The organism is Micromonospora sp. NPDC050495 (assembly GCF_040655175.1).
In the GTDB taxonomy this organism is placed as follows: domain Bacteria; phylum Actinomycetota; class Actinomycetes; order Mycobacteriales; family Micromonosporaceae; genus Micromonospora.
The window spans coordinates 273,179-295,347 of record NZ_JBFAJK010000002.1 but is presented as its reverse complement, the minus strand read 5'-3'; the positions used below and the strand labels follow the sequence as shown (position 1 = coordinate 295,347).

8 protein-coding genes are annotated in these 22,169 nt (G+C 76.1%); 6 read left to right on the top strand and 2 right to left on the bottom strand.

The genetic code is table 11. From position 1 onward, the window contains the following. Nucleotides 1-103 precede the first annotated feature (103 nt). Genes AB0I11_RS04555 through AB0I11_RS04530 form a run of 6 tightly spaced genes read left to right on the top strand, consistent with a single transcriptional unit; the run spans nucleotide 104 to nucleotide 19,163 of the window. Complete coding sequence (locus AB0I11_RS04555; RefSeq protein ID WP_357312931.1) at nucleotides 104-8,131, top strand: amino acid adenylation domain-containing protein; 8,028 nt, start codon at nucleotides 104-106, stop codon at nucleotides 8,129-8,131. Further along, complete coding sequence (locus AB0I11_RS04550; protein WP_357312928.1) at nucleotides 8,128-15,174, top strand: amino acid adenylation domain-containing protein; 7,047 nt, start codon at nucleotides 8,128-8,130, stop codon at nucleotides 15,172-15,174. Before AB0I11_RS04555 ends, AB0I11_RS04550 begins: the two co-directional genes overlap by 4 nt. Nucleotides 15,175-15,179: 5 nt before the next feature. Next, a complete protein-coding gene (locus AB0I11_RS04545; RefSeq protein ID WP_357313494.1) occupies nucleotides 15,180-16,151 on the top strand; it encodes a threonine/serine dehydratase in 972 nt (323 codons plus the stop codon). Continuing rightward, nucleotides 16,148-17,149, top strand: coding sequence for a 2,3-diaminopropionate biosynthesis protein SbnA (gene sbnA, locus AB0I11_RS04540; RefSeq protein WP_357312925.1), 1,002 nt, complete (start codon nucleotides 16,148-16,150; stop codon nucleotides 17,147-17,149). The genes AB0I11_RS04545 and sbnA overlap by 4 nt, the downstream gene beginning before the upstream one ends. A gap of 11 nt (nucleotides 17,150-17,160) precedes the next feature. After that, the gene (locus AB0I11_RS04535) at nucleotides 17,161-18,099 is read left to right on the top strand and encodes an ornithine carbamoyltransferase (RefSeq protein ID WP_357312922.1); all 939 of its coding nucleotides are present in this window, start codon (nucleotides 17,161-17,163) and stop codon (nucleotides 18,097-18,099) included. Continuing rightward, nucleotides 18,096-19,163, top strand: a complete 1,068-nt coding sequence (locus AB0I11_RS04530) for an ornithine cyclodeaminase (RefSeq protein ID WP_357312919.1) — start codon at nucleotides 18,096-18,098, stop codon at nucleotides 19,161-19,163. Before AB0I11_RS04535 ends, AB0I11_RS04530 begins: the two co-directional genes overlap by 4 nt. Nucleotides 19,164-19,246: 83 nt before the next feature. Here AB0I11_RS04530 and katG read toward each other — a convergent pair whose 3' ends face one another. Both katG and AB0I11_RS04520 read right to left on the bottom strand, forming a co-directional pair. Then, entirely contained in the window at nucleotides 19,247-21,523 is a 2,277-nt protein-coding gene (katG, locus tag AB0I11_RS04525; protein WP_357312916.1) for a catalase/peroxidase HPI, read from the bottom strand. A 23-nt stretch (nucleotides 21,524-21,546) separates the two neighbouring features. Next, nucleotides 21,547-21,975, bottom strand: coding sequence for a Fur family transcriptional regulator (locus tag AB0I11_RS04520; RefSeq protein WP_357312912.1), 429 nt, complete (start codon nucleotides 21,973-21,975; stop codon nucleotides 21,547-21,549). Nucleotides 21,976-22,169: the final 194 nt, after the last annotated feature.

Below are 22,169 nucleotides of genomic sequence, written 5' to 3'. Positions count from 1 at the left end.
ACTTCCCCGGGAAAAGTTCCGGTCCGTTGTTCATGGACCAGGCCCGGTCCGCCCAGTTCAATCTGCCGTCAGGCGATCCGAGAACGGGCTGGGGGGCGGCGGATTGCGGGCAGATCTGAGCGCGGTCGACCGGGTACATCTGGCATTCGAGCAGCAGGCGGGCCGGACGCCGCAGCGCTGCGCCCTGGTGGTCGGCGACCGGCGGATGAGCTACGCCGAGCTGGACGCGGCGGCCAACGCGGTCGCGCACGCCATCCTGGACCGGGGCGCCGCCCCCGGCGACCTGGTCGGCGTGTGCCTGCGCCGCGGGCCGTGGCTCGTACCCACGCTGCTCGGCGTGCTGAAGGCGGGCTGCGCGTACGTGCCGCTCGATCCCGCCTCGCCCCCGGCGCCGATCGCCTCGATCGTCGCCGACGCGCGGCTGTCCCTGGTGGTGACGGACGAGCCGCGGCCGCCCGCGCTCGCCGACACCGCGGTCCCGCTGCTGCTCGCCACGGCCGTCGACCCGGCCCGGAGCGCGCCGGCCGGCGTCCCGGGCGCCGGCACGGACCTCGCCTACGTGATCTACACGTCGGGCTCCACCGGCCGGCCCAAGGGGGTCCAGGTCGAACACGGCAACGTGCTGGCGCTGCTGCGCTGGGCCGCCGCGACCTACACCGACGAGGAGCTGCGCGGCGTGCTCGGCGCCGCCTCGGTCTGCTTCGACGCCTCCGTGGCGGAGCTCTTCCCACCGCTGGTGACCGGCGGCTGCCTCCTCCTCGCCGAGAACCTGCTCGCCCTGCCGTCGCTCGGCGCCCGCGCCGAGGTGACGTTCGTGCAGGGCGTCCCCTCGGTGCTCGCGGTGCTGGCCAGGTCGCCGCTGCCGGGCTCGGTGCGGACCGTCGCCATCGCCGGCGAGGCGCTGCCCCGCGCGCTGGTCGACCGCCTCTACCGCAACGAGGGCGTGCGCCGGGTGGTCAACTGCTACGGGCCGACCGAGGCCACGGTGAACTGCTCGTGCCACGAGGTCGGCCGCGACGAGCGCGGCGACCCGCCGATCGGCACCCCGCTGCCCGGCGCCGCCTTCTCCGTACGCGACGAGGACGGCCGGTCCCTGGCCGACGACGAGACCGGCGAGCTGTGGGTCAGCGGCCCGCTGGTGACCCGCGGCTACCTCGGGCAGCCGGAGCTGACCGCCGGCCGGTACGTCCGCGACGAGCACGGCGTGCGGCACTACCGCACCGGTGACCTGGTCGTCCGGCGCGGCGACGGCGTCTACCACTTCGTCGGCCGCGCCGACGACCAGGTCAAGGTGCGCGGGTTCCGCGTCGAGCCGGGGCAGGTGCAGGCCGCCCTGCTGGCACACCCCGGCGTCAGCAACGCGGTGGTGCTCGCGCCCGCCGACGGGTCCGGCGAACGCCGGCTGGTCGGCTTCGTCGAGCCGGCCGGCGAGCGGGTGCCGGAGGCGGCGCTGCGCGAGTGGTTGCGGGCCCGGCTGCCCGGGCACCTGGTCCCGTCCCGGATCGCGGTGCTCGACGCGATCCCGCTCGGCAGCACCGGCAAGGCCGACCGGGCGGCGCTGTCGGCGTGGGCGTTCGAGCGGGACGGATCCGTCGGGTACGTCGCCCCGGCCACCGCGTCCGAGCGGCTGGTGGCCGACGTGGTCGCGGCGGCGTTCGGCCTGCCGCGCATCGGCGTGCACGACAGCTTCCTCGACTCCGGCGGGCACTCGCTCGCCGCCGCCCGGGCGGTGGCCCGGTTGCGCGACCTCGCGCGGCGGGCGGTGACGCTGGAGGACTTCCTGACCGACGGCACGGTGGCGGCCGTGGCGCGGCGGCTGGACCGGGCCGCCACGGCCCAGCCGGTGGCGACGTCGCGGCACCGGCCGGAACGCGACAGCTATCCGCTGACCAGCACCCAGCGGGACCTGTGGACGCTCGCCCAGCTCGGCTCGACCGGCACCGCCACGACCGTCGCCTGGCGGCTGCGGTGCCACGGCCTGGTCTCCCCGCCCGCGCTGCAGGCGGCGGCGGACGCGCTGGTGGCCCGGCACCAGGCCCTGCGCAGCACGATCGGCGAGCACGACGGGGCGCCGGTGCTGCGGGTCGGCCCGGCGATGGCGGTACCGATCGAGGTGCACGACCTGCGCGGCCTCGCGGCGACGGCCCGCCGCGAGCGGGCCGCCGAGCTGGCCGCCGCGGCGGCCCGGCACCCCTTCGACCTGCGCGTCGACACGCCGTTGCTGCGCCTCACCGTGCTCCGGCTCGGCGACGACGTCGCCGAGCTGGTGGTGGTCTCCGACCACGTCGCCGCCGACGGCGCGTCCATCGGCGTGATCATGACGGAACTCGCCGCCGGCATCGGCGCGGCGCAGCTCGGCGAGCCGGCCCCCGAACCGGCCCCGGCGGCGCAGATCGGTGACGTCGCGCTGCGCGAACGCGCGCTGGCCGAGGCGCCCGGCGAGCGGGAACGGTGGATCCGGTACTGGACCGCGGAGCTGGCCGGGGCGACCCCGCCGGACGCCCTGTTCGACCGCGTCACGCACGGCGCCGAGCGGTTCCGCGGCGAACGGATCACCGTGCCGCTGCCCGAGCCGCTGTGGTCGTCCGTACGCGCGCTGGCCGGGGCCGCCGGGGTCACCCCGTTCGCGGTGTACCTGTCCGCGCTGGGCGTCCTGGTCGGCGAGCTGGTGAACGCGCCGGACGTGCTGGTGGGGATGGCCGCCGCGCGGCGGGACCGCAGCGAACTCGAGCAGAGCGTCGGTCCCCTGGTCGACGTGCTGCCGGTCCGGCTGCGGATGTCGGCGGACCAGTCGTTCCAGCAGCTGCTGCGCGCGGCCATGCGCGGCGCGGCGCGGGCCATCGACCACCGGGGCCCGCCCGTCGGCGAGCTGACCGGGCTGTGGTCCGGTGTGCGCCCGCCCGGCGTGCCGCTGACCCCGGTGTCGATCGCGGTGCAGCCGGCCGACCTGCCGGTGTCGGTCCACGGCCCGGGGGTACGCCTCGACCTGCTCGGCGAGTTGCCCACCGGCGGCAGCCACAACCCGCTGACCGTCTTCGTCAACGAGCACGTCGACGGCGGCGAGCTGATCGTCGAGCACGACCCGTCCTGGCTGCCCGCCGACCGGGCGCGAAGCTTCACCGGATCGCTGCTGCACCTGCTGCGCGCCGTGGTGTCCACGCCGGACGTACCGCTGTCCGCCCTCGACCTGGTCCCCGCCGCACAGCGGGCGGACCTGCTCGGCTGGGGCACCGGCGCCGACCTGCCCCCGGTGGAGTGGGCCGGCGTGGTCGAGGCGGTGCTCGGGCACGCCCGGCGTACCCCCGACGCGGTCGCCGTGCGCGCGGCGGGCGGGCAGCTGACGTACGCCGAACTGGTCGGCCACGCCGACCGGGTGGGCGGCGCGCTGCTCGCGGCGGGCGTCCGGCCGGGTGACCCGGTCGGCGTCTGCCTGCCCCGCGACGAACTGCTGCCGGCCCTGCTGCTCGGGGTGTGGCGGGCCGGCGCGGCGTACCTGCCGCTGGACCCGGACCAGCCGGTGGGCCGGCTGGTCCAGATCGGCGCCGAGGCGGGCGTGCGGACCGTGCTCACCCGGGGTGCCGCCCGGGGCGTCGCCGCGGAGGTCAGGGCCGGACTGCCGGCGGCGGTCCTGGTGGACGCCGACGACCCGGCCGGCGCCGGCCCGCCGGCGGAGCTGATGGTGCCGGGCGGCGACGGGCTCGCCTACGTGCTGTACACCTCGGGTTCGACCGGGCGGCCCAAGGGCGTGGAGATCAACCACGGGAACCTGGCCGCCTTCGTCCGCTCGCGCGGGCGGACACCCGGCCTGACCCACGCGGACGCGATGCTGGCGATCGCCCCGCTCGCGTTCGACGTGTCCGCGGAGGAACTGTGGTGGCCGCTGGCCAGCGGCGCCCGCTGCGTGGTCGCCGACCGGGACTGCGCGGTCGACGGGTACCGGCTCGCCCGGCAGATCGCCGACAGCGGCGTCACCGTGGTCGACCTGACCCCGACGAGCCTGCGGCTGCTGCTCGCGGCCGGCTGGTCCGGCGCGCCCGGGCTGCGGCTGCTGCTCGGCGGCGAGGTGCTCGACCCGGCGCTCGCCCGCCGGGTGCTGCCGCTGGTCGGCGAGGTGTGGAACGGCTACGGACCGACGGAGACCACGGTCGCGGCGACCGCGCACCGGATCACCCGGCCCGACACGGCCGAGGCGCGCGTGCCGATCGGCGGGCCCACCCCGGGAGCGCGGCTGCACGTGATGGACGCCGCCGGCCGGCTCGCCCCGGCCGGCGCCGTCGGTGAGCTGTGGATCGGTGGCGCCGGGGTGGCCCGCGGCTACCGTGGACGGCCCGAGCTGACCGCCGCCGCGTTCGTCGCCGACCCGGTACGCCCGCAGGAGCGCTGCTACCGCACCGGGGACCTGGTCCGGTGGCGGCCGGACGGGACGCTGGAGTTCCTCGGCCGCACCGACGACCAGGTGAAGGTGCGCGGCAACCGGTTCGAGCTCGGCGAGGTCGAGGCCGTGCTGCGCGGCCTGCCCGGGGTGGCCGACGCGGCCGTGACGGTCCACGCCGACGGGACGGACGCGCAGGTGGTCGGCTATCTCACCCCCGCCACGGTGGACCCGGCCGAGGTGGAGCGCCAGGCCCGCCGGCTGCTGCCCGGCTACATGGTGCCCAGCCGGTGGCGCACCCTGGACGCGCTGCCGGCGCTGCCGAACGGCAAGCTCGACCGGCGCGCGCTCGCCCCGGTGGCGGCGGCCGCGACCGCACCGGCCGCGCCGCTGTCGGCGGCCCAGGCGACCGTCGCCGAGGTGTGGCGCGCCTGCCTGGAGATCGACGACATCGGCCCGGACAGTGACTTCTTCGCCCTCGGCGGGCGGTCGCTGGCGGCCACCCGGGTGGTCGGGCTGCTGCACGCCCGGCTCGGCCACCGGGTCACCGTCCGCACCCTGTTCGACCATCCGGTGCTCGCCGACTTCACCGCCGAGCTGGCCGGGTCGGCCGGGTCGGACGAGCCGCCGCTGCTGCCGCGCGCCGACCCGTCGGCACCGGCCCCGCTGTCGTCGGCGCAGCGCCGGCTCTGGTTCGCCGCCCGGCTCGACCCGGACAGCGCCGCCTACCACGCCCCGACCGTGCTGCGCCTGCGCGGCGACCTGGACACCGCACGCCTGCGCCGCGCCGTACGCGGGCTCGCCCAGCGCCACGCGGTGCTGCGCAGCCGGATCACCGAGGTCGACGGCGAGCCGGTGGCCGCCGCCGGCCCGGCCGAGCAGGTGCCGCTGGCCATGGTGGACGTCGATCGGCCGGCGTTGGACGCCGCCGTCGCCGCCGAGGTGCGCCGCCCCTTCGACCTGGCCGCCGGGCCACCCGTGCGGGCGATGCTGTTCCGGGTCGCGCCGGCCGAGCACGTGCTGGTGCTCACCTGCCACCACATCGTCACCGACGCCGTCTCCCAGCAGGTCCTCCTCGGCGAGCTGGACCTGCTCTACCGCCGCCGGCCGGAGGACTGGCCGCCGCCGCCCGCGCTGCAGTACGCCGACCACGCCGACCGGGAGCGCGGGCTCGATCCGGCCGGCCGGGCCGGGCAGCTGGACTGGTGGCAGCGGCAGCTCGCCGGCCTGCCGGCCGCGCTCGGGCTGCCGGTGGACCGGCCCCGGCCCGCCGGCACCGACTGGCCCGCCGACGAGGTCCCGGTACGGCTGCCGGCGGAGCTGGCCGCCCGGGTCAGAACGCTCGCCGTGGCGAGCGGCAGCACGCCGTTCACCGTGCTGCTCGCCGGCTGGCAGTTGCTGCTGGCGCGGCTGGCCGGCGTGCGGGACCTCGCGGTCGCGGTGCCGTACAGCGGTCGCCAGGGCGCGGAGCTGGCCCGGATGGTCGGCTTCTTCGTCAACACCGTGGCGGTCCGGGCCGACCTGCGCGACGACGTCCGCTCCGGACACGACCTGCTGGCCCGGACCCGGCGCGCGGTGCTCGACGCGTTCGCCCACGCCGACGCGCCGTTCGACGAGGTCGTGCGGCGGCTCGCCCCGGACCGGGACCCGGCCCGCACCCCGGTCTGCCAGGTCATGATGAACCTGCTGGAGCAGCCGGCGCCGGTCGCGCTCGGTGACCTCTCCGTCGAGCCGCTGCCCCAGCCGGTGGGCACCGCGCTGTTCGACCTCAACCTCGACCTGGTCGACGCCGGGACGGCCTACCAGGGCCGGCTGATCTTCCGCCGCGACCTGTTCGACCGGCGGACGATCGCCCGCTGGGCGCGCTGGTACGTGACCTTGCTGGACCGGCTCACCGCCGACCCGGACGCCGCGCCCGCGGCGCACGACGTGCTGTCCGACCCGGAACGGGCCGCGCTGCTCGCCTGGGGTACCGGCGGTCCGCCGCCGCGCACCGGGACGGTCGTCGCCGAGGTGCTCGCCCGGGCCGCCGAGCGGCCCGACGCGGTCGCGGTCACCGCGCCCGGCGGCCGGCTGACCTACCGCGACCTGGTCGACCGGTCGGCCCGCGTCGCGGGGGCGCTGCTGACCGCGACGGTTGCCCGGGGCGACGTGGTCGGCGTGTGCCTGCCCCGCGACGAGCACCTGCCGGCCGCGCTGCTCGGGGTGTGGCGGGCCGGCGCGGCGTACCTGCCGCTGGACCCGGACCACCCCGCCGAGCGGATCGGGTGGCTCGCCGCGGACGCCGGGGTACGCGTGATCGCGGCGCGCGGCGCCGCCGTCGAACGCGCGCGGGCCGCGGCGCCACACCTGACGGTCATCGACCTCGACGCGCCCCACCCGGCCCCGCCGGTGCTGCCGCCCGCGCCGGACGGCGCCGACCTGGCCTACGTCCTGCACACCTCCGGCTCGACCGGACGGCCGAAGGGCGTCGAGGTCACCCACGCCAACCTCGCCGCGCTGGTCGCCGCGTCCCGGCAGGTCGTGGACGTGCGCCCGGACGACACCTGGCTCGCCGTCGCGCCGCTGGTGTTCGACGTGGCCACCGGCGAGATCTGGACCACCCTGGCCGCGGGGGCGCGCTGCGCGATCGCCGACCGGGACTGCGCGGTGGACGGTCACGCCCTGGTCAAGCGGCTGGTGGCCACCGGGGCCACCCGGTTCAACCCGACGCCGACGACGTTGCGGATGGTGCTCGCCGCCGGCCTGCCCGTGCTGCCGGCGCTGCACGTGCTCGCCGGTGGCGAGGCGCTCGACCCCGCCCTGGCCCGGCAGGTGGCCCCGCTGGTGGGCAGCCTGCGCAACTGCTACGGCCCGACGGAGACCACCGTCACCGCGACGACCCACCCGGTCAGCGCCGCCGACCTGGCCGGCGCCACGGCGGTGCCGATCGGCCGGCCCATCCCCGGCACGCTGCTCACCGTGGTCGACCCGTTCGGCCAGCCGGCGTTGCCCGGCGCGGTCGGCGAGCTGCACATCGGTGGGGCCGGGGTCGCCCGGGGCTACCGCGACCGCGACGAGTTGACCGGCGCGGCGTTCGGGACCGACCCGCTGCGCGGGGTGCGCTGCTACCGCAGCGGGGACCTGGTCCGCTGGCGCGACGACGGCGTGCTGGAGTTCCACGGCCGCGCCGACCACCAGGTGAAGATCCGCGGCAACCGGGTGGAACTCGGCGAGGTGGAGAGCGTGCTGCGGGGCACCCCGGGCGTGGCGGACGCCGTCGTGACGGTCGGCGCCGGAGCCGGCGAACCGCACCTGGTCGGCTATCTCACCCCCGCCGGGGTGGCCGTCGAGCGGGTCGCCGAGCGGCTGCGCGGCCGGTTGCCGGACTACGCGGTGCCACACCGCTGGGTGGTGCTGGACGCGTTCCCGACCACCGCGACCGGCAAGGTCGACCGGGCCGCGCTGCCCGCACCGGCGGTCGCCGCCCGGCCGGCGGTCGCGCCCGAGTCCGCCGTCGCGGAACTCGTCGCGGTGACCTGGGCGGAGGTGCTCGGCTGCGGGCCGGTGGGCGCGCTGGACGACTTCTTCGGCCTCGGCGGGCACTCGCTGGCCGCCACGAAGGTGGTGGGCCGCCTCCGCGACGCCCTCGGGTTCCCGATCCCGGTGCGCTGCCTGTTCGACCGGCCGGTGCTGCGCGAGTTCGCGGCGGAGCTGGAACGCATCGCGCTGGCGGCTTTCGCCGACGACGACCTCACCCCGGACGGGAGCACGCCGTGACCGACTCCGTCCTCACCCCCGCCCAGCGGCGGGTACGGGAGCTGCTGGAACGCCGGGCCGCGGCGGCGCTGCGCGACGGCGCACCCCGCCCGGACGAGACGATCCCGCGCCGCCCCGCCGACGCCGGCCCGGCGCCGCTCTCCTCCGCGCAGGCTCGGCTGTGGTTCCTGTCCCGGTTCGAGCCGGCCGGTCACGCGTACAACCTGCCGCTGGTGCTGGAGTTGACCGGGACGGTGCACGCCGCGGCGCTGCGGGACGCCGTCCGCGACGTCGCCGGCCGGCACGAGGTCCTGCGCAGTGTCTACCGAGAGGTCGACGGGGAGCCCCGGGCCTGGCCGCTGCCGGTGGCCGAGGTGCCGGTGGTCGAGGTGACCGTCGACGCCGGGCAGGTCGACGCGGCGGTCGCCGCCGAGGCCGCCCGCCCGTTCGACCTCGCCACCGAGCCGCCGATGCGGGCCGCGCTGTTCCGGCTGGCCGGCGACCGCCACGTGCTGGCCCTGACGTTCCACCACGTCGCCATGGACGCGCCGTCCACCGCCGTGGTCCTCGACGACCTGGCGGCGTGCTACGCGGCGCGGCTCGGCGCCCGACCCGCCCCGCCGCCGCCGGCGTTGCAGTACGCCGACGTGGTGGCCTGGTCCCAGGGCCGGCCGGACGTCTCCGCCGGTGACCTCGACTGGTGGTGCCGGCGGCTGGCCGGACTGGCGCCGCTGCTGGAGCTGCCGACCGACCGGCCCCGCCCGGTGACCGCCGCCGAGCACGGCGCCGAGGTGCCGGTCGAGGTGTCGGCCGAGCTGACCGCGCGGCTGCGGACGGTCGCCCGGAGCACCGGGTGCACCCCGTTCATGGTCTTCCTGGCCTGCTGGCAGGCGCTGCTGGCCCGGCTGGCCGGCACCGCCGACGTGGCGGTGGGGGTGCCCGAGTCCGGGCGGCGCCAGCCCGGGGTCGACCGGGTGGTCGGCTGCTTCGTCAACACCCTGGTGGCGCGCACCGACCTGTCCGGCGTGACCACCGGACGCGAGCTGCTCGCCACGGTCCGGGACACGGCGCTGGCGGCGTTCGCCCACCCGGACGTGGCGTTCGAGCGGATCGTGGAGCGGGTCGCCCCGCAGCGCAGCCTGGACGCCTCGCCGGTGTTCCAGGTGATGCTGAACGTGCTGGACGAGCCGCAGCCGGCGCCGGACCTGGCCGGCCTGACCGTACGGGTCACCTCGCCGCCGGTGCGCAGCGTCAAGGTCGACCTGAATCTCGCGCTGTCCCGGTCCGAGGGCGGCTACCGGGGCGGGCTGGCCTTCCGTACCGACCTGTTCGACCACGGCACCGCCGAGCGGCTGGCGCGCTGGTTCGTGGCGCTGCTGGACGGGATCACGGCGGACCTCGACCGGCCGCTGTCGGACGTACCGCTGGCGGCGGTGACCGGCCCGGTGCTGGCCGGCCCGGCGGTGCCGCGACCCGCCGTCCGGCCGGTGCACCGGCAGATCGAGGAGAGCGTCGACCGGTGCCCGGACGGGGTCGCCGTGGTCGGGTCGACCGGCGCGCTGACCTACCGGCAGCTCGACGAGCGGGCCAACCGGCTCGCGCACCGGCTGCGGTCGCTCGGTGTCGGCGCCGACGAGCCGGTCGGGATGCTGCTCGAACAGGGCACCGACGTGGCCTGCGCGGTGCTGGGCATCATGAAGGCCGGCGGGGCGTACCTGCCGATGGACACCACGTACCCGCCGGCCCGCACGGCGGCGATCCTGCGGGCGGCCGGGGTGCGGGTGTTGCTCGCCCGGCCCGGCCTCGACCTCGACCTGCCCGGCGTCACCGTGCTGACCGTCGACGAGGCGGTGGCCGGCCAGCCGGCCACCCGACCGGACGTGGCGGTCGACGGCGGGCACCTGATCCACGTGATCTTCACGTCCGGCTCGACGGGCGCACCGAAGGGCGTGGCGGTCGAGCACCGCAACGTGGCCCACTACCTGGCCGGCATGCTGCCCCGGCTGGGGGACGTGGCGGGCGCCTCGTTCGCGGTGGTCTCCACCCCGGCCGCCGACTTCGGACTGACCTGCGTGTACGGCGCGCTGACCACCGGCGGCACGGTGCACCTGGTGGACCGGGACACCGCGATGTACCCGGAGGCGTTCGCCGGGTACCTGGCCGCGCATCCGGTCGACGTGCTCAAGTGCGTACCCAGCCACCTCGAACTGCTGGCCCGGCACGGTGACCTCGCCGCGGTGCTGCCCCGGCGGCTGCTCGTGCTGGCCGGCGAGGCGTGCCCGTGGTCGCTCGTCGAGCGCGTCGAACGCGCCCGCCCCGGGTTGCGGGTGCAGAGCCACTACGGACACACCGAGAGCACGATGATCTCGATGACCTGCGACGTGGCCGGGATCCCGGCGGCGGACCGGGTCGGTCACGTTCCGCTGGGCAGGCCGCTGCCCGGCGTCGTCGGCTACCTCGTCGACCGCGCGGGCGCCGTGGTACCGCCCGGCGTGCCCGGCGAGCTGATCATCGGTGGGCCGCAGATCGCCCGCGGCTACCTCGGCGACGACGAGCTGACCGCGAGCCGCTTCCGCGCCGACCCGCTCGGCACCGGCGTCCGCTGTTTCCGCAGCGGCGACCTGCTGCGGATCCGCGCCGACGGGTCGGTGGAGTTCCGGGGCCGCGCCGACGACCAGGTGAAGGTCCGCGGCCACCGGGTGGAGCTGGGCGAGGTCACCACCGCCCTGCGCGACCTGGCCGGGGTGGCCGAGGCGGTGGTCCTGCCGGTCGGCGCCGGTCTGGACCGCCGGCTCGCCGCGTGGCTGGTCGGCGAGCCGGGCACCGCGCTGGACGTCGCCGCCGTCCGCCGGGCCCTGCGCGACCGGCTGCCCGACTACATGGTGCCCACCTCGCTGGCGGTGCTGGACCGGCTGCCGCTCAACGCCAACGGCAAGATCGACCGGGCCGCGCTGCCCGCCGCGGCCGCCCCGGCGCCCCCGGTACGCCGGCCGGTGGCCACGCCGGCCGAGCAACTGGTGGCCCGGATCTGGCGCGACGTGCTCGACCTCGCCGAGGTGGCCGCCGACGACGACTTCTTCGCCGTCGGCGGGCACTCGTTCGCCGCGGTACGGGTGGCCGGGCGGCTGGCCGAGGCGCTGCGCCGCGACGTGCCGGTGCGGACCGTGTTCGAGCACCCCGTGCTGGCGGACCTCGCCCGCGAGCTGCGGCCGGGCGTGGCCGACCGGGTCGGCGGCGCCGCCATCCCGGTGCGTCCCGACCCGGAGGCGCCCGCGCCGCTCTCCTCCGCCCAGGCCCGGCTCTGGTTCCTCGACCTGCTCGAACCGGGGCCGGCGTACCACACCGATCTCGTGCTGCACCTGCGCGGCCCGTTGGACGCCACCGCGCTGACGCTGGCGGTACGCGACGTCGCGGCCCGCCACGTCGTGCTGCGCAGCCTGATCCAGGAGGTGGACGGCACGCCGACGGCGGTGCCGGTGCCGGCGCAGCGGGTGCCCGTCGCGGTCGCGGACCTGCCGGCCGACCGGGTGGCGGCGGCCTGCGCGGCCGAGCTGCGGCGGCCGTTCGCGCTGGACCGGGAGCCCCCGCTGCGGGCCGCCCTGTTCCGGGTCGCCGCCGACCACCATGTGCTCGCGCTCACCGTGCACCACGTGGCGACCGACAACTGGTCCCGGGGCATCATCGGCGCCGACCTCGCCGCCGCCTACGCCGACCGGGTGGCCGGCCGGGCGCCCGCCGCGCCGGTGCCCGTGCAGTACGCGGACCACGCCGCCTGGCAGGCCGCCCGGCACCGCGCCGAGGACCTCGACTGGTGGTGCGAGCGGCTCTCCGGGCTGCCCCCGCTGCTGGCCCTGCCGACCGACCGGCCGCGCCCCGCGGTGGCCGACTGGTCCGGCGGGCACCTGCCGTTCGCGCTGCCCGGCGAGCTCACCGCGCGGCTGCGCCGGGTGGCGACCGAGCTGGGCGTCACGCCGTTCACCGTGGTCCTGGCCTGCTGGCAGGAGTTGCTCGGCCGGCTCGCCGGCACCGACGACGTCGCGGTCGGCGTGCCGGAGGCCGGCCGTCACCACCCCGACGTGGAAGCGACCGTCGGCTGCTTCGTGAACACCCTGGTCCTGCGGACCGACCTCGGTGGCGAGCCGACGGTGCGGGAACTGCTCGGCCGGGCCCGGGAGACCGTGCTGGGCGCGTTCGCCCACGCCGAGACGCCGCTCGAGCGGATCATCGAGCGGCTCCAGCCGGACCGGTCGACCGCCGCCACGCCGCTGTTCCAGGTGCTGCTGAACGTGCTCGACCAGCCGGCCGCGCCGCCGCGGATCCCGGGCCTCGAGGTGACGGCCGCCCGCGCCCCGGCGGACCGGGTGAAGTTCGACCTCAGCCTGGTGCTGGTCAACGAGGCCGACACCTACCTGGGTGGCCTCGCCTACCGCACCGACCTGTTCGATCCGGGCACGGCCGAACGGATCGTCGCCGACTTCCAGCGGCTGCTGGCCGGGATGCTGGCCGGCGTGGACGCGCCGGTCCACGCGATCCCCGCCGGGCCGGACCGGCGGGCCGCCCGCCCGGCCACCGCGCCGACCCCGCAGCCGCCGGGGACCGCTCCCGCGCCGCGGTCGCCGGAGGCCGCCCCGGCGGCCGGAACGCGGGCGCCGGCCACCCCCACCGAGCTGCGGGTCGCGGCGGTCTGGGCCGAGGTGCTCGACGTGGCCGGCTTCGGCGTGGACGACGACTTCTTCGCCCTCGGCGGCCACTCGTTCAGCGCGGTCCGCGCGGTCCGGATGATCGACGAACGGCTGCGGGTCATCGACCTCTTCCTGCATCCGACGGTACGGGAACTGGCCGCGTACCTCGACGGCGGAGCGGGACAGGACAGCGGCGACGGGCTGCTGCACCGGCTCTCCCCCGCGCGCGTCGACGGCCCGCCGGACGTGACGCTGATCTGCGTGCCGTACGGCGGCGGCTCGGCCGCGGTCTTCCAGCCGCTGGCCAGCGAGCTGGCCGCGCGGCCGGGCCTGGCGATCGAGGTACGCGCCGTCGAACTGCCCGGCCACGACGTGGCGCGACCGGACGAGCCCTTCCGCGCGGTCGACGAGATCGTGGCGCGGCTCGCCGACGAGATCGCCCGGACGGTACGCGGACCGGTCGCCGTGTACGGGCACTGCGTGGGCTCGGCGGTGGCCACCGCCCTCGCCGAGCGGTTGACCGCCGACGGCCGGACGGTGCTGGGCGTGGTGGTGGCCGGCAGCTTCCCGGCCGCCCGGTTGCCCGGCCGGCTGTCGGCCTGGTTGCAGCGCCGCTTCCCCCGGGAGCGCTGGGTGGCCGACCGGTTGTACCGGGACACGCTGCGGGCCAGCGGCGGCCTGCTCGACGACATGGACGAGCAGGCGAGCGCCACCACGCTGCGGGCCCTGCGGCACGACGCCGCGCAGGCGCAGGCGTGGTTCGGCCGCCGGTTGCAGGCCGAGGCCGGGCAGTCGCCGCGGCCGTCGGCGCCGGTGCTGTGCCTGGTCGGCTCCAGCGACCCGGCCACCGAGCTGTACCAGGAGCGGTACCGGGAGTGGGGCGCGTTCGCCGACCGCGTCGAGCTGGCGGTGCTGCCGAAGGCCGGGCACTACTTCCTGCGCCACCAGGCGGCCGAGGTGGCCGACCTGCTGACCGACCGGCTGGCCCGCTGGGCGGCCGGTGACCTGCCGGCGCCGGTCGAGGACGTGCCGGTCGCCGGTGAGTCGGCCCGGCGCGGCCTGCGCGCCTTCTACACGGTCGCCGGCGGCCAGGCCATCTCCATGATCGGCAACGAGCTGAGCGCGTTCGCCCTCGGCGTCTGGGCCTATCAGCGCAGCGGGCGGGTCGTCGACCTGGCGCTGGTCGTGCTGCTCGCCCGGGTACCGGCCATGCTGCTGACCCCGGTGGGCGGCGCGCTCGCCGACCGGGTGGACCGCCGGCGGATCATGCTCTGCTGCGAGCTGGCCAGCGGCGCGGCGATGGCCCTGCTGGCCGTGCTGGTCGCGGTGCAGCGGCTGGACCTGCTGGCGGTCTGCGCGATCGTCGGGGTCACCTCGCTGGCGACCGCCTTCCACCAGCCGGCCTACCTGGCCGCGATCGCCCAACTGGTGCCCAAGCCCTACCTGCCGCAGGCCAACGGGCTGGCCACCATCGGCGGCGGCCTCGGCACCGTGCTGGGGCCGATCCTCGGCGGCGTGCTGATGGGGCTGTCCGGGCTGACCTCGGTGGTCGTGGTCGACGTGGCCACCTTCGCCATCGGGGTCGGCACGCTGATGGCGGTCCGGTTCCCGAACCGGCTGTTCTTCACCCGGCCGGAGCCGTTCGGCAAGGCGCTCGCCGGCGGCCTGCTCTTCGTCCTGCGCCGCCGCCCGCTGCTCGTGATGATCGGCTACTTCGCGGTGGTCAACTACTTCACCGCGGTGATGTGGGTGGCGCTCACCCCGCTGGTGCTGTCGATCGGCTCGCCGGCCCACCTGGGGCTGGTCAGCGCCACCGGTGGGATCGGGGCCGCGATCGGCGCCCTCGTGGTGGCCTGGTGGGGCGGCACCGCGCGCCGGGCCACCGGCATGGTCGCCTTCGTGATCGGCTCCGGGGTCGGGGTGCTCCTGATGGGGGTGTGGCCCTCGGTGGCGGTGATCGCCGCCGGCCTGTTCCTCCGGCTGGCCAGCATGAGCATCGGCAACGCCCACTGGCTGTCCATCATCCAGACCAAGGTCGGCCAGCAGTTGCAGGGCCGGGTGCTGGCCATCAACGTCATGCTGGCCACGGCCATGCAGCCGCTCGGCTTCCTGACCGCCGGCCCGCTCGCCGATCAGCTCCTCGGCCCGGCCGCCCGCGGGATCGGCGCGCTCGACCCGGTCACCGCCAACGACGCGCACGCCGGGGTCGCCGCGCTGATGGTGGTCTCCGGCGTCGTGCTGGTGGTCTGGGGGGCGCTCGGCCTGCGGTACCGGCCGCTGCGGCGCATCGAGGACCTGCTGCCGGACGCGCCCCCGCCCGCCGAGATCGACGACGACCTGGACCGGGTGCAGGCGCTCGCCGACCGGACGCTGGCCCGGTGAGCCGGATGCCGCCCACCCGCCTGGTGACCGTCCGGGACGTCGCCGACGCCGCGGACCTGATCGGGCCCGCCACGCACCGCACTCCCCTGCTCGGGCCGGCGGCCGACGACGGCGGCCAGCTCTGGATCAAGCCGGAGAACCAGCAGCGGACCGGGTCGTTCAAGGTGCGCGGCGCGCTGAACGCGGTCGCCCGCCTGACCGGCGTCGACCACGTCCTGGCCCAGTCCTCGGGCAATCACGGCCTCGCGGTCGCGTACGCCGCGTCCCGGCACGGCCTGCGCGCCACCGTGGTGCTGCCGGACACCGCGCCCCCGGTCAAGGTGGCGGCGGTACGGGCCAGCGGCGCCCGGGTGGTGGTGGTGCCGGCGGCGCTGCGCGAGTCGACCACGGCCGAGCTGTGCGCGTCCACCGGGGCGGCGCCGGTCGGCTCCGCCGACTTCGACGTGATCGCCGGCCACGGCACCGTCGGCGCGGAGATCGTCGCCGACCTACCGCAGCTCGGCACCGTGCTGGTCCCGGTCTGCAACGGTGGCCTGCTCGCGGGGGTCGCCGTCGCGGTCCGGGCGCTCGCCCCGCGGGCCCGGGTGGTCGGGGTGGAGCCGGCGCTGGCCGGCGACGCGGCCGAGTCGGTGCGCCGCGGCCGGCTGGTCCGCTGGCCGGTCGCGCGCACCTACCGGACGATCGCCGACGGGCTGCGCGCGCCGGTCCTCGGCGAGCTGGCCTGGCAGCACATCCGGGCGCTGGTGGACGACGTCGTCACGGTCGACGAGGAGAGCATCGTCGCCGCGCAGGAGTTCCTGTTCGACCGGTTCGGCGTGGTGGCCGAGCCGAGCGGCGCGGTGGCGACCGCGGCCCACCTGAGCCGCGCCGCCGGACCGGCCGGTGGCGCCACCGTCGCGGTCGTCTCCGGCGGGAACGTCGCCGCGGGGCGGGCCGGCCACCGTCCGGACCGGATGAGGAGAGTAGGTGTCCAATGAGCACGGCTGAGCTCGGCGGGGTGCTCACGACCATCGGCGGGACACCCCTGATCGCCCTGGAGCGCGTCTTCGCCCCGGCGGCCATCCAGGTGTTCGCGAAGCTGGAGAAGTTCAACCCCGGCGGCAGCGTCAAGGACCGCACGGCGCTGCACATGCTGCGCGACAAGATCCGGTCCGGCGAGCTGGTGCCGGGGCGTTCGGTCGTGGTGGAGTCGACGTCGGGCAACCTGGGCATCGGCCTGGCGCAGATCTGCGCGTACTTCGGGCTGGACCTCGTCTGCGTGGTCGACGCGCGTACCACCGCCCAGACGATCGCCCTGCTGCGCGCCTACGGCGCGGCCGTCGAGGTGATCACCGAGGCGCCCGGCGACGACCTGCTCGGGGCCCGGCTCGCCCGGGTCCGGGAGCTGGTCGGGCAGCTGCCCGACGCCTTCTGGCCCAACCAGTACGCCAACCCGCTCAACGCCGCCGCCCACGAGCAGACGATGCGGGAGATCGCCGACCGCCTCGACGGCCGGGTCGACTACCTGTTCTGCTCGGTCAGCACCGGCGGCACGATGCGCGGCTGCGCCCGCTACATCCGCCAGCACGGGCTCACCACGAAGCTCGTCGCGGTCGACGCGGTGGGCAGCGCCATCTTCCACACCCCCCGGGGCACCCGGCTGCTCCCCGGGCACGGCGCCGCCCGGCGGCCGCCGCTGGTGGACACCGCCGTGGTCAGCGAGATCGTGCACGTGAGCGACCTGGAGTGCGTACGCGCCTGCCGGGCGCTGGTGGCCCGGGAGGCGCTGCTGGTCGGTGGCTCCTCCGGGGCGACCGTCTCCGCGCTGGGGAAGCTCCGGTCCCGGATCCCCGCCGGTTCCCGCTGCGTGCTGCTGTTCCCCGACGACGGCAACCGCTACCTCGACACCATCTATTCCGACTCGTGGGTGCGTGAACACTTCGGCGACCTGCCGGAGCTGGCGCCCCGCCCACGCCCGCTGGCCACCACCAGGTGAGGAGCACATCCATGGCACCGGCGATCCGTCACCTCATCTCCCTGGACGACCTGTCCGACGAGGACCTGCGCGCCGTCGTGGGCCGGGCGGCGGGGCTGGCCGCCCGGCCCCGCGCGGCGCAGGCGTCGCTGCGCGGGGACGTGGTCGGGATCTACTTCCGCCGCACCTCGACCCGGACCCGCACCGCCTTCTCCTCCGGCGCGCTGCGGCTCGGCGCGCAGATCATCGCGTACGGCCCGGGTGACCTGCAGACCAACACCGGGGAGTCGATCGAGGACACCGGGCGGGTGCTGGCCACCATGCTGGACGTGCTGGTGGCGCGCACCGCGGATGATCCGGCCCAGTTGCGGGCGATGGCCGCCCAGGAGCGGATGGCGGTGATCAACGCGATGAGCGCGGACGAGCACCCCACCCAGGCGCTCGCGGACCTGACCACGGTGCTCCGCCGGTTCGGTCGCGTCGACGGGCTGCGCCTGCTCTACCTCGGGGAGGGGAACAACTCCGCCGCCGCGCTGGCGCTGGCCCTCAGCCGCTTCCCCGGCGCCGAACTGCACCTGCGCACCCCGCCCGGGTACGGGCTGGCGCCGGACGTGCTGGCCCGCGCGCGGGCGCACGCCGCGCGTTGCGGTGCGCTGGTGGAGGAGAGCCACGATCCGGGCGAGCTGCCGGCGAAGGTCGACGCCGTCTACACCACCCGGTGGCAGACGACCGGGACGACCAAGCAGGACCCGGACTGGCGGACGGTCTTCGCCCCGTTCCAGGTGACCGGGGAGCTGTGGCGGAGCAGCCCGGACGCGCTGTTCATGCACGACCTGCCGGCGCACCGGGGCGAGGAGGTCACCGCCGAGGTGCTCGACGGTCCCCGTAGCATCGCCTTCGAGCAGGCGGAGAACAAGCTGTACAGCGCGATGGCGGCGCTGGAGTGGTGCCGCGGTGGGGAGCTGGCGTGATCGACGAGCGGCTGTGGTTCGACCAGGCGGACACCGGGCTGGCCGGCGCCGGCACGGTCACCGTGCTGTCCCGCGACGACGTACGCGGCTGCCTGCGCGACCTCGACCCGGTGGAGGTCGTCCGTGCCACCCTGGCCGAGCACGACCGGGGGCGCTGCGTGCTGCCCGCCGAGGCGTACCTGCGCTGGGAGAACGCCGAGGGCGCGTACACCCGGTCGATCGGCATGCCGGGCGGCGTGCGGTCGGCGCCCCCGAGCTACGGCATGAAGATCATCAACGCCAGCGTGTCCAACCCGGCCGCCGGCCTGGACCGCGCCGGCGGGATCGGCCTCTGCTTCGACCCGGAGACCGCACGGATCACCACCATCCTGGAGGCGGGCCTGCTCAGCGCGGTACGCACCGCGGCGGTCAGCGCGGTCGGGGTGGACGCGGCCGGCTACGCCGGGGCACGCTCGCTGGCGATCGTCGGCTGCGGCGCCCAGGGCCGGATGCACGCGGCGCTGCTCCGCCGCCGACTGCCGGAGCTGCGCGCGGTGTCGCTGTTCGACCGCTCCCCGGCGGCCGCGCGCCGGCTGGCCGCCGCCCTCGACCACGGTGACCTCCGGGTCACCGTGCACGCCGACGCCCGCGAGGCGGTGGCGGCCGGCGAGGTCACCGTCCTCACCACCACGGCCGACGAGGGGTACGTCGAGCCAGACTGGCCGCGCACCGGCGCGCTGGTCGTCAACGTCTCCCTCGGCGATCTCACCGACGCGACGCTCCTCGGCGCGGCCGCGCTCTACGTCGACGACCTGGACCTGGTGGCCGACAACCCGCGCCGCCCGCTCGGCCGGCTGATGGCCGCCGGCCTGGTCGCCCGCCCCGACGGGGGCGGCGGCCCGGCCCGCCCGATCGACGCCACGCTGGGCGGCCTGCTCACCGGCCGGAACGCCGCCCGGGGCGTGGCGGCGCCGTACGTCGTGCTCAACCCGTTCGGCATGGGCGTCCTCGACGTCGCCCTCTACGCGGCGGTCGCCGCGCACGCCCGCCGGGCCGGGATCGGGTCGCCGGTCCGGCTCGGCTGAGGTCACGCCACGCCACGCCACGAGCACGGGCGAGCCCCGGTCGATCCACCAGGGATCGGCCGGGGCTCGCCGTCAGGGCCGGATCAGGCCAGGTCGAACCGGTCCAGCTCCATGACCTTGGTCCAGGCCGCGACGAAGTCGGTCACGAACTTCTCGCGCGCGTCCTCGCTGGCGTAGACCTCGGCGAGGGCCCGCAGCTGGGAGTTGGAGCCGAAGATGAGGTCGACCGCGGTGGCGGTCCACTTCACCTCGTCGGTGGCCAGGTCGCGGATCTCGTAGACGTGCTCGGCGGACTCCGACGCCTTCCACCGGGTGCCCGGCGAGAGCAGGTTGGCGAAGAAGTCGTTGCTGAGCACGCCGGGCCGGTCGGTGAGCACACCGTGCCGGGCGCCACCGACGTTGGCCTCGAGGGCACGCAGGCCGCCGACGAGGACGGTCATCTCGGGCGCGGTCAGGTTGAGCATGAAGGCCCGGTCGACGAGCAGCACCTCCGGCTGGGTCTTCTCGCCCGGACGCAGGTAGTTGCGGAACCCGTCGGCGCGCGGCTCCAGCACCCGGAACGACTCGACGTCGGTCTGCTCCTGGGAGGCGTCGGTGCGGCCCGGGTGGAACGGCACGGTCACCGGCACGCCCGCGTCCCGCGCCGCCTTCTCGACGGCGGCCGAACCGGCCAGCACGATGAGGTCGGCGAGCGAGATCTGCGCGCCGCCGGCGGAGTTGAACTCCCGCTGGATGCCCTCGAGGGTCGCCAGCACCGTGGCGAGCTGCTCGGGCTCGTTCACCTCCCAGCTGCGCTGGGGCTCGAGCCGGATCCGGGCGCCGTTGGCGCCGCCCCGCTTGTCGGTGGAGCGGAAGCTCGCGGCCGAGGCCCAGGCGGTGGCGACCAGCTGGGCGGTGGTGAGCCCGGACTCCAGAACCTTGGCCTTGAGGGCGGCGATGTCGGCCTCGCCGACGAGCTCGTGGTCGACGGCCGGCACCGGGTCCTGCCACAGCTGGGGCTCCGGCACCCACGGGCCGAGGAAGCGGCTGACCGGACCCATGTCGCGGTGCAGCAGCTTGTACCAGGCCTTGGCGAAGGCCAGCGCGAACTCGTCGGGGTGCTCCAGGAAGCGGCGGGAGACCTTCTCGTACGCCGGGTCGACCCGCAGCGCCAGGTCGGTGGTGAGCATCGTCGGCTTGTACTTCTTCGCCGGGTCGAACGGGTCCGGGATGATCTCCGGGGCGTCCTTGGCGACCCACTGCTTGGCGCCACCGGGGCTCGTGGTGAGCTCCCACTCGAAGCCGAAGAGGATCTCGAAGAAGCGGTTGCTCCACTGCGTCGGCAGGTCGGTCCAGGTCACCTCGAGACCGCTGGTGATCGTGTCCGGACCCGCGCCGCTGCCGTAGGTGCTCAGCCAGCCCAGACCCTGCGCCTCCAGCGGGGCCCCCTCGGGCTCGGGGCCGACGTGGTCGTCGGCGACGCCGGCGCCGTGGGTCTTGCCGAAGGTGTGGCCGCCTGCGATGAGGGCGACGGTCTCCTCGTCGTCCATCGCCATCCGGCGGAAGGTCTCCCGGATGAAGTGGGCCGCGGCGGCCGGGTCGGCGTTGCCGCGCGGGCCCTCCGGGTTGACGTAGATGAGTCCCATCTCGGTCGCGCCGACGTCCTCGGCCATCTCCTTCTCGGAGACGTAGCGCTCGTCGCCGAGCCAGGTGTCCTCCGGGCCCCAGAAGATCTCCTCGGGCTCCCAGACGTCCTCGCGGCCGAAGGCGAAGCCGAAGGTCTTGAAGCCCATCGACTCCAGCGCGACGTTGCCGGCGAGCACCAGCAGGTCGGCCCAGGAGACCTTCTGGCCGTACTTCTGCTTGACCGGCCAGAGCAGCCGGCGGGCCTTGTCCAGGTTGGCGTTGTCCGGCCAGCTGTTGAGCGGGGCGAACCGCTGGCCGCCGTCGCCGGCGCCACCGCGGCCGTCCTGGATGCGGTAGGTGCCCGCGGAGTGCCAGCTCATCCGGATCATCAGGCCGCCGTAGTGGCCGAAGTCGGCCGGCCACCAGTCCTGCGACGTGGTGAGGACCTCGGTGATGTCCCGCTTGAGGGCTTCGACGTCGAGCTTGGCGAACTCCCGGGCGTAGGTGAAGTCCGGCCCCAGCGGGTTGCTCTTGGGCGAGTTGGCGTGCAGCACCGACAGGTCGAGCTGGTTGGGCCACCAGTCCCGGTTGCTGCGCGGACGACCCCCGGTCTTCGGGGTCGGCGAGTCGATCGCCGGGTTCTCGCTCTCGCTGCCGTGCGCGGTCACGGAGTCGTGCGCGACCGGGCAGCCGGCCGCGGCCTTCGCGTCCACGCCCTGTGCGCTCACCGGGGTGTTGTCCTGGGTGTCGCTCATCTGTTTCCTTCCGAACTGGCGGATCACTGGGAGGTGCGTGCGGTCGCGCAGCCGGGGCAGGTGCCCCAGTAGACGACCTCCGCCTCGTCGACCACGAAGCCGTGGTGGTCGGAGGCGGTGAGACAGGGAGCGTGGCCGACGGCGCAGTCGACGTCGGCGATCGCGCCGCAGGAGCGGCAGACGACGTGGTGGTGGTTGTCCCCCACCCGCAGCTCGTAGCGGGCGGTGGCCCGGGCCGGCTGGATGCGCCGCACCAGCCCGGCGTCGGTGAGGGCGCGCAGCACGTCGTACACCGCCTGGTGGGAGACGGTGGGCTGGTCCGCCCGCACCAACGCGATCACCGTGTCGGTGGCGACGTGCGGGTGGTCGCGCAGCGCGGTGAGCACCGCCAGCCGGGGCCGGGTCACCCGCAACGAGACCGCCCGCAGTCGAGTCTCGAAGTCGGACGCCATGGCACGACCCTAGCCCAGTCTTTTGGAATCAATCAAGTTTTGCTCCCCGACACGCCCGGACCGGGTCCGCCGCCCGGTCGCGCCGCCGTCCGGCCGGCGGCGGCGTCCGGCACCGGCCGCGGAGCCGGGTACGCCAGGACTCATCATGGCGCACCCGGCGGGAGATCGACGGGGGTTTGCGACGGCTGCCGTCG